The sequence below is a fragment of the Trebonia sp. genome (assembly GCF_030042015.1).
Classification (GTDB): Bacteria; Actinomycetota; Actinomycetes; order Streptosporangiales; family Streptosporangiaceae; genus Trebonia.
In genome coordinates this window covers 22,416-29,519 of sequence record NZ_JASIAL010000366.1, presented here as the reverse complement: position 1 = coordinate 29,519, position 7,104 = coordinate 22,416, and the positions used below count along the sequence as shown (strand labels likewise).

The window sequence follows — 7,104 nt, the reverse complement described above, 5'->3', positions numbered from 1 at the left end:
GTCGACGTGGTGACGGTGCACGGCGAGCCGGGCGCGGTCGGCCACTGGTACCCGGTGCTGATCGACGGCCTGATCGTCGCGGCGTCGATGGTGCTGCTGGACGCCGCCCGGCACCGGGAATCGGCGCCGGGGCTGGCGTGGGGCCTGCTGTCCGCCGGGATCGGCGCGACGCTGGCCGTCAACGTGCTCGCCGGGGTGCCGTCCGGGTGGCTCGGCGCGATCATCGCCGCGTGGCCCGCGCTGGCTTTCGTCGGCTCGTACGAGCTGCTGATGATGATCGTCCGCGCGGCCGCCAGGCGGGCACCCGCCGAGGCCGGAAGCGTTGCACCTCGCGACGCTTTCTCGCCGGTCCCGTCGGACGCCGAAACCGCGGCGGCGGCGTCACTGCGCGCCACGATCGCGGCCGGGAACCCGCTGTCCCTCAACCAGGTTTCGTCGCGGTTCGGGCTCACCCGGCAGGCCGCGACGAAAGTGCGCGACCTGGTGCTCGCCGAGGCCAACGGACGCCACCCCGAAGACCACCACGACGGCACAGGCCCGTGAGCCCCCGGCCGGGGACGGGCAACTTCCGGAAGCTGTCCCCGGCCGGGTCTTCCCCGAAGGGATTTTGATCATGGCAGAACCATCACCGGACAGGGAAGCCGGCCCGGGCGCGGAGCTGATCCGGTTCCCCGGCCGCGACGCGCCGGCCTCCGATACCAGCTACGAGGTCGCCCTGGACGACGAGCCCGGCGCCGCGGAGCCGGTGCACGACGGCGAGGCCGTCGCAGTGCTCCCCGACGCGGCCGCGCGGCTGCCGGTCATCCCGGCGCACCTGCGCACGCCCGCGGCGATCGGCTCGCACCTGGCCGCGCGCGGGGCGGACGCGGTCCACGGCGGCGCGTTCCACGCGGTGCGGTCACCCCGGTACCTGCTGCTCGCCCTGGCGTGGGCCGTGGTCGGGCTGTGGCGGGTCGTCACCGGGCTGCTGGGCTGGTGGTGGGTCGCCGAGTCCGGCACGCTGCGCTCGGAGGCGGTAATCGCCGGGGACAGCCGGGAATGGCTGAAGCTGCACCAGCACGCGCGGAACGTGCGCCGCGACCGCGGCCTGGTGCTGCTGGGCGGGGCGGCCGCGCTGCTGCTGGCCGTGTCGCTGATGGCGCGGTACGCGCCCTGGTGGGGCTGGGCGCTGCTGGCCGCGGCCGGGGTGCCGCTGCTGGCCCGCGCCGGCCGTCCGGAGGACCGGCCGATCATCACCCCGTCGATGACCACGCCGCGGTTCCGGGTGCTGAACGCCGACGTGGTCCTGCGCGCCTACTACGCGGCCGGGCTCGGCTCGCCGGACAGGCAGGGGCAGCAGATCGGGTTCGGCTCCCCGATGTCGCGGGACGGCGACGGGTCCCGGGTCGTGATCGACCTTCCCTACGGCCGCGGCCTGGACGACGCGGTCAAGGCGAAGTCGGCGATCGCCTCCGGGCTGGACGTGACCGTCTCCCAGGTGTTCCTGCACCGCGACCCCACCAGCCACCGCAGGCACGTGCTGTGGGTCGCCGACCGCGACCCGCTGGCCGTCCCGGTCGGCCGCACCCCGCTGCTGGCCTGCAAGGCGGCCGACATCTGGAAGCCCGCGCCGCTCGGCCTGGACGAGCGCGGCCAGCCGGTCACCGTGCCGCTGATGTGGAACTCGGTGCTCGTCTCGGCGCTGCCCCGCTCGGGCAAGACATTCTCCGCCCGGCTCCTGGCCCTGTTCGCCGCGCTCGACCCGTTCGTCACGCTGGACGTGTTCGACTTCAAGGGCTCCCCGGACTGGCGCAAGTTCGCGCTGGTCGCGCACTCGTGCGCGTTCGGGCTGACCCCCACCCGCGACGGGCTGCCGCTGCAGATCTTCGGCGACACGCTGATGGACATCAAGGCCGACGTGCAGGACCGCTACGAGCGGCTGTCGCAGATGGACCCGCGGATCTGCCCCGAAGGCAAGCTCACCCGCGAGATCGCCCGCGACCCGCGCTGGCAGATGCCGGTCCGGCTGCTGGTGATGGAGGAATTCCAGGAGATCTACGACGCCGGCAAGGACAGCCTGGAGGCAGCCAGGCTGCTCACCTACCTGATCAAGGTCGCGCCCGGGGCGGGGGTGATCCTGCTCGCCGCCACGCAGCGGCCCTCCGGGGTCGGCGGCGGCGGCGAACTCGGCCAGCAGTTCACCTCCTTCCGCGACAACTTCGCGATCCGCTTCGGGCTGCGCACCTCCAGCTGGCAGGTCTCGGAGCTGTGCCTGGGCGCCGGGGCCTACAGCGAGGGCCTGGACACCTCCGCGCTGCTGCCCGAGTACAAGGGCGTCGGCATCCTGCGGGGCGCCTCCGACCGGTCCCCGACCGTGCGCACCTACCTGGCCGACGGCCGGGACACCGAGAAGATCCTGATCGCCGCGCGCAGGCTGCGCGAGCAGGCCGGGACGCTGTCCGGCATGGCCGCGGGCGCGGGCGTCTCCCGCGACGAGCGGGACGTCCTGGCCGACGTCGCCGCAGTGTTCGGCGCGGACGGCAGGCTGCAGTGGCAGCCGCTGGCGGACCGCCTCGCCGGGCAGTTCCCGGACCGGTGGGCCGGGGTGACCGCCGACGCGATCTCCCAGCAGTGCCGCGACCTAGGGGTCAGGAGCAGCCAGGTGTGGGCGTCCGGCCGCAACCTCCAGGGCTGCACGCTCGCGGATGTGGAGGCTGCCCGTGCTAGGCGCTAGACCGCAGGCCAGGACACTGCACGGCCCTAGTGCCCCTAGGGCCGTGGCCCGTCTGCGCAGGCCGCGATGCCTAGCACGGCCGCTAGCGAATCTAGGAGGGCCGCCGGGATGGGACTGATCAGGCGGGTCATCCGCAGGAAGATCCGCACTCCGGTCAAGCGCGCCGCGCGCCGCCAGCTCCGCCGCGTCTCCGCCGAGTGCCAGGTCTGCCATAAGCGGTACACCAACCCGCTGACGCACACCTGCGTCGTCAAGACCGACTTCGGCAAGCGGAAGCGGGCCGGCGAGCGGCGGGCGAAGGCGGAGGCGCGCAGGGCGCGCAGGAAGGCCGCCGCCGACCGCCGCAAGGCAGCAGCAGCCGAACGGCGGAAGGCCGCGAGGGCGAAGCGCTCCGCGCCCGCCAGGCGCCCGTCGCGCCCGCAGCACGACTACCGGCTCTGCCGCGACGAGGACTGCCCCCGGTACGCCTGCGTCGCCTACAAGGACGGCATCGCCGACTGCCCGCGAGACCACCCCTGAGGAGGTACCAGGTGCTCACCCTCGTCATCACCGGGCTGCTCATCGCCGCCGGGTGGGCCGTCTCCCTGTACCTGTGGCCGTTCGCGCCCTGCAGGAAATGCGAGGGCACCGGCCGCAACCCCGGCAGCAGCAGAAAACGCCACGGCGAGTGCCGCCGCTGCCAGGGCAAGGGACGCCGGATCCGCACCGGCGCCGCGACCATCCACCGCGGGCGCGTCGCGCTCGCCGACCGCACGCGCAGGAAGGCAGGCAGGAAATGAAAGGGACCTGGCAGACCGGCGACCACGGCGCCATCGGGGGCGGCGGCCTGGCCGTGCTCATCATCGCCTGCGCGCTGCTGCTGGCCGGCTCCGGCGCCGCGGCGGCGATCGCGGCCGTCGTCACCGGCCTGCTCATCGCGGCTGCCGTCGTAGTGGGCGTGGCCCTCGTCAGCCTCGTCGCGTACATGATCTACCGGGCACGCCGCGACCGCCGCGCCGTCACTTACCGCGCGGAGCCTGTCAGGGACCGGGAAATCCGGCCGCCCGGACCCGCGCCCGCCGTGCGGATTCCGGCCGCGCCCGGGCAGCCGGCGCCGCTGGAGCTGCACCAGCACGTGCACCTGCACCTGGCCCCCGGCACCGACCCCGAGCTGGTGGCCGAGATCATCCGCCGCAGCCAGCGGCCGGAGCAGTAGCACCACGAGGGCTTTCCCCGTAATCCCGTGGTCCGGAATCCCGTGGTCCGGCCCCGCCGGCTCAGGCGATGGGATTTTTTCGTCACGCTTGCGGGCCGCCGCGCAGATCGTGGCTAACCGGGGTGACGGTTCTCGCGGAGGCAGGCCGTATAGCTCCCTGATCCGGTCCTCGATCGCATCGGCTGTCTTCAGCGGATGTCCCGGGTACCAGGCGGCCAGGGCAGCTGCCCGGGGACCCTCGGTGGCGATGGTGAGCTGGAGCTCGCGGAGTCCGGCGACCCTGATCCGGGCGTGCGTCGCGATCGCCGTGTCGTAGCGGGCGCGGGTCTGCTCATCGGGGAGGCTGTCGCGGTAGGCGCTCACCGGGTCATGGTAGTCGGCGGGGCCGCGCCCGGCGCCTGCGGTCCCGCAGCGGCGTGAAGCGTGTCGGGTACCGCTGCACCTGAGCAGCGTCACGGCTGCGGCTGCCCGCCGTGAACCGGGCGAAGGCCATCCTCTCCGCCGTAGGCTTCCCACAGCGGCGAGCCGGGCACCGTGTGCACCAGCACCCCGGCGCTGACGCAGATCGCGGACTTGTCCCAGGTTATCGTCATATTCCTGGCGACCACATAAGCGGTCGTTTCCTGTTTCGCGCGCGTCCGCCAGTGCGTTCCCGGCGGGGTGGTGTCGGTCATGCGTACACCTGCCTTTCGGCGGCCAGCAGCAGCGTCTCACTCGCGATCACGCGTGTCTCGATGACCTTGATCGTGACCGACCGGATCGTCCTGGGTTCCGGCGGCCTCGGCTCGCCCGCGATGTCCATGACCGCGTCCGCGAGCGCGCCCGCCTCCCCGGGCAGCGCGGCCCTGAGCGCGCCGCGGGACACCTCGCGCTGCAGCAGTCCGGATATCTCGGCGACGTCGAGGACCAGGACCAGCTCGTCCGGTGCGCCGGCCTCGATTCTCACGATTTCACCCCGATCGCGCGGGCCAGGTCGCCGACCGGCGGGAGCATGGCCTGGTACGCGGACGGCGCCCGGTTCGCCAGGCCCATGGCGGCGCGCAGCTCGAGGGCGGCCTCGGCGCTGCTCATGCCCGTCCGGGTGCCGAAGTCCGGGTCGGCGGCCAGCCGCGGATGCCCGCCCAGCCGGGCCGCGGCGAGCTGGATCTCGGTGACCCGGCGCAGGGTCGCCGCGGCGGCGGCCTCGGCGCGCCTGGCGGCCCGGCGGGCATTCGCCAGGCGCACCACTTCAGCCAGCCACCGGCCCGCGCCCGCGGCGTGCTCCTCATCGACCCGCCGGGCCATGTCGAGGTACGCCCAGTAGTCCGGGCCGGCGAACTCGACGGCCTCGCGGTGCAGCGCGGCGAGCCGTGCGCCCGCGTAGCCGCCCATGCCGGCGACCCAGGCGTCGAAGGCTCCACCGACGGGGTCGAGCACGACGCGTCGAGCGGTCATGATGGTGTCCTCTCATCCGGCCGGGCCGTCCTCGTGGCGGGCCGGGGTCCCGACGGCGCGGGCGCGCTCGCCGGCGCGGCACGCTGCCTCGTCGAGCGCGGCGCGGACAGCGCCCTCGTCGTGGCCGTGGCGTACCGCGCGGCAGGCCATCCGCTCGAAGTAAGCGAGCATTTCCGCGCCGGTGCGGGGCCGCGCGTCCGGGACGGCAGGCCTCCGGCCTGTCCAGGCGTCCAGGGCGGCGGGGAGCCGCGCAGCGGGCACGGTGCCGGCGACGGAGATGACCTGCGCGGAGTCGCAGCTGTAGGCGCCGGGCTCGTCGAGGTCGGCGTCCAGGTCCGCGCCGGGCCGCACCTTGTACACCCAGCCTTCGGGCTGGCCGCGGCGGACGGCCCACAGCGCGGCGGACATCTCCGCGAGACTTTTCTCGGTGGTCACGTAAACACGCCACGCAGGGTAGGCGTAGCGGCGCCAGTCACCGTAGGACAACAGGGGCACCGCGCCGGTCACGGACGGCGGCTCGATCGACGCCAGCCCCGGCCGGCCGCCGTGATAGTAAACGGGGTTCTTGCGGGCGCGGGGTCCCCTCGCGCGCCCAGGGCGCCGGGTTCGCGCGGTCATGGGGTTCGGGCGGTCCCCCCGCATGTCCAGCTCCGGCACCATGTCGCTTAGCGCGGGCCTGCGCCCGAGCGCGCCTGCCACCGCAGGACCGCTCTCTCGGCCGGGTCGAGCGGGTCAGGCGCGGGCCTGCGCCCGAGCGCGTCCACCACCGCCCGCGCAGCGATCTCCTCGTGCGACAACGGCACCGGGGCGGCGCCTGCCTCCGGGCGGGCTGCCGCGGTCATCGCCCGCATGTCCGCGCTCGTGATCTGCAGGCTCGGGTCCCAGGCGTCTGGCGCCTGCGGTGCGTAGTCCTCTGCCAGCGCCCGCTCGCACACGGCGCGGTCCCGGTGGAACCACCCGGTGCCGCGGTTGTACAGGTCGCCCGGTGTCGCGCACGCCGCGCACACCGTGCCCGCCGGGGCAGACGGGGGCGGCGGGACCGGGTCTTCGTCGGGCCGGAGCATCAGCGTGGGATCGAACGTGAGGATCTTGCGCCTCTCGCACGCGGCAAGGTCACGGCAGCGGAGCACGCCGGCGTAAGGGGAATACAGCCCGGCGACCGGGCGGACGTCCTCGCAGCATGCGCAGCGCGCCGTCTCCACGGCAGCCGCGGTCACAAGCGGTGGCCTTGCGAGCGCAGCCGGGACAGGATCCCGGCTCGAGGACCGGATCCTGGTAGGTCCGTCGTGCCATCTTCCCGTCCTTCCCGGCGTTCTACCGTGCATATGCACGTGCATTACCAGTGTACGGCTACCAGGCGGCGCTGGCCGGGCGGCGCGGAGTCAGTTCCGCATGCCGGCGCTCACCTTCAAAGAGCTGCCCAGGACTCCGAAGCCGCCGCCGAAGCCCGCGCCGCATCGACGGCACCCTTCGCCCTCCCGTCCAGCCGTTTCGCATAGAGTGCGGACACCACCGCGGCGAGCGCCGCCACGATCGCCACAATCAACGCCGCCATAGTCATGCGCCAGAACCTAGCTGGTCCCGCTGACATTCGGACGAGGATCGGCCCCGGTCGCGGCGGATAGCGAATCCGCCGGCAGCACTGCGATGTGCGCGGACAGAGGCAATGGATGCAAGATGGACGCACGGGAACGGGCCGCGGACAGGCCAGTCCCCGCGCCCGCCGTTCACGCTCCGCTCCGGGCAATCACCAGCCTCTTGC

General features: G+C 73.7%; 11 protein-coding genes. 5 read left to right on the top strand and 6 right to left on the bottom strand.

Going from position 1 to position 7,104, the window contains the following annotated elements:
• From Q1N79_RS19925 to Q1N79_RS19905, 5 genes are all read left to right on the top strand, one after another.
• The coding region (locus Q1N79_RS19925; protein ID WP_300611085.1) for a DUF2637 domain-containing protein at positions 1-543 on the top strand (543 nt) is incomplete at its 5' end.
• Positions 544-613: 70 nt separating this feature from the next.
• The gene (locus Q1N79_RS19920) at positions 614-2,713 is read left to right on the top strand and encodes a hypothetical protein (RefSeq protein ID WP_300611084.1); all 2,100 of its coding nucleotides are present in this window, start codon (positions 614-616) and stop codon (positions 2,711-2,713) included.
• Between the two features lie 108 nt (positions 2,714-2,821).
• Positions 2,822-3,232, top strand: coding sequence for a hypothetical protein (locus Q1N79_RS19915; protein WP_300611083.1), 411 nt, complete (start codon positions 2,822-2,824; stop codon positions 3,230-3,232).
• An 11-nt stretch (positions 3,233-3,243) separates the two neighbouring features.
• Complete coding sequence (locus Q1N79_RS19910) at positions 3,244-3,492, top strand: hypothetical protein (RefSeq protein ID WP_300611081.1); 249 nt, start codon at positions 3,244-3,246, stop codon at positions 3,490-3,492.
• Entirely contained in the window at positions 3,489-3,908 is a 420-nt protein-coding gene (locus Q1N79_RS19905; RefSeq protein ID WP_300611079.1) for a hypothetical protein, read from the top strand. The genes Q1N79_RS19910 and Q1N79_RS19905 overlap by 4 nt, the downstream gene beginning before the upstream one ends.
• Before the next feature lie 452 nt (positions 3,909-4,360).
• Here Q1N79_RS19905 and Q1N79_RS19900 read toward each other — a convergent pair whose 3' ends face one another.
• From Q1N79_RS19900 to Q1N79_RS19875, 6 genes are all read right to left on the bottom strand, one after another.
• Entirely contained in the window at positions 4,361-4,582 is a 222-nt protein-coding gene (locus tag Q1N79_RS19900) for a hypothetical protein (RefSeq protein ID WP_300611077.1), read from the bottom strand.
• Positions 4,579-4,854 carry a hypothetical protein gene (locus Q1N79_RS19895; protein WP_300611075.1) on the bottom strand — a complete coding sequence of 92 codons (276 nt, stop codon included), beginning with the start codon at positions 4,852-4,854 and terminating at the stop codon, positions 4,579-4,581. The genes Q1N79_RS19900 and Q1N79_RS19895 overlap by 4 nt, the downstream gene beginning before the upstream one ends.
• Positions 4,851-5,342 carry a hypothetical protein gene (locus Q1N79_RS19890; RefSeq protein ID WP_300611074.1) on the bottom strand — a complete coding sequence of 164 codons (492 nt, stop codon included), beginning with the start codon at positions 5,340-5,342 and terminating at the stop codon, positions 4,851-4,853. The genes Q1N79_RS19895 and Q1N79_RS19890 overlap by 4 nt, the downstream gene beginning before the upstream one ends.
• Before the next feature lie 12 nt (positions 5,343-5,354).
• Complete coding sequence (locus Q1N79_RS19885) at positions 5,355-6,002, bottom strand: hypothetical protein (RefSeq protein WP_300611072.1); 648 nt, start codon at positions 6,000-6,002, stop codon at positions 5,355-5,357.
• A gap of 5 nt (positions 6,003-6,007) precedes the next feature.
• Complete coding sequence (locus Q1N79_RS19880; RefSeq protein WP_300611070.1) at positions 6,008-6,559, bottom strand: hypothetical protein; 552 nt, start codon at positions 6,557-6,559, stop codon at positions 6,008-6,010.
• 191 nt (positions 6,560-6,750) lie between these two features.
• A complete protein-coding gene (locus Q1N79_RS19875) occupies positions 6,751-6,903 on the bottom strand; it encodes a hypothetical protein (protein WP_300611068.1) in 153 nt (50 codons plus the stop codon).
• Between the last annotated feature and the right edge of the window lie 201 nt (positions 6,904-7,104).

Bases quoted from the DNA above. Each gene is read 5' to 3' on its own strand.
- Q1N79_RS19920 (WP_300611084.1), top strand. From the start codon at position 614: ATGGCAGAACCATCACCGGACAGGGAAGCCGGCCCGGGCGCGGAGCTG.
- Q1N79_RS19915 (WP_300611083.1), top strand. From the start codon at position 2,822: ATGGGACTGATCAGGCGGGTCATCCGCAGGAAGATCCGCACTCCGGTC.
- Q1N79_RS19905 (WP_300611079.1), top strand. From the start codon at position 3,489: ATGAAAGGGACCTGGCAGACCGGCGACCACGGCGCCATCGGGGGCGGC.
- Q1N79_RS19900 (WP_300611077.1), bottom strand. From the start codon at position 4,582: ATGACCGACACCACCCCGCCGGGAACGCACTGGCGGACGCGCGCGAAA.
- Q1N79_RS19890 (WP_300611074.1), bottom strand. From the start codon at position 5,342: ATGACCGCTCGACGCGTCGTGCTCGACCCCGTCGGTGGAGCCTTCGAC.
- Q1N79_RS19885 (WP_300611072.1), bottom strand. From the start codon at position 6,002: ATGGTGCCGGAGCTGGACATGCGGGGGGACCGCCCGAACCCCATGACC.
- Q1N79_RS19875 (WP_300611068.1), bottom strand. From the start codon at position 6,903: ATGACTATGGCGGCGTTGATTGTGGCGATCGTGGCGGCGCTCGCCGCG.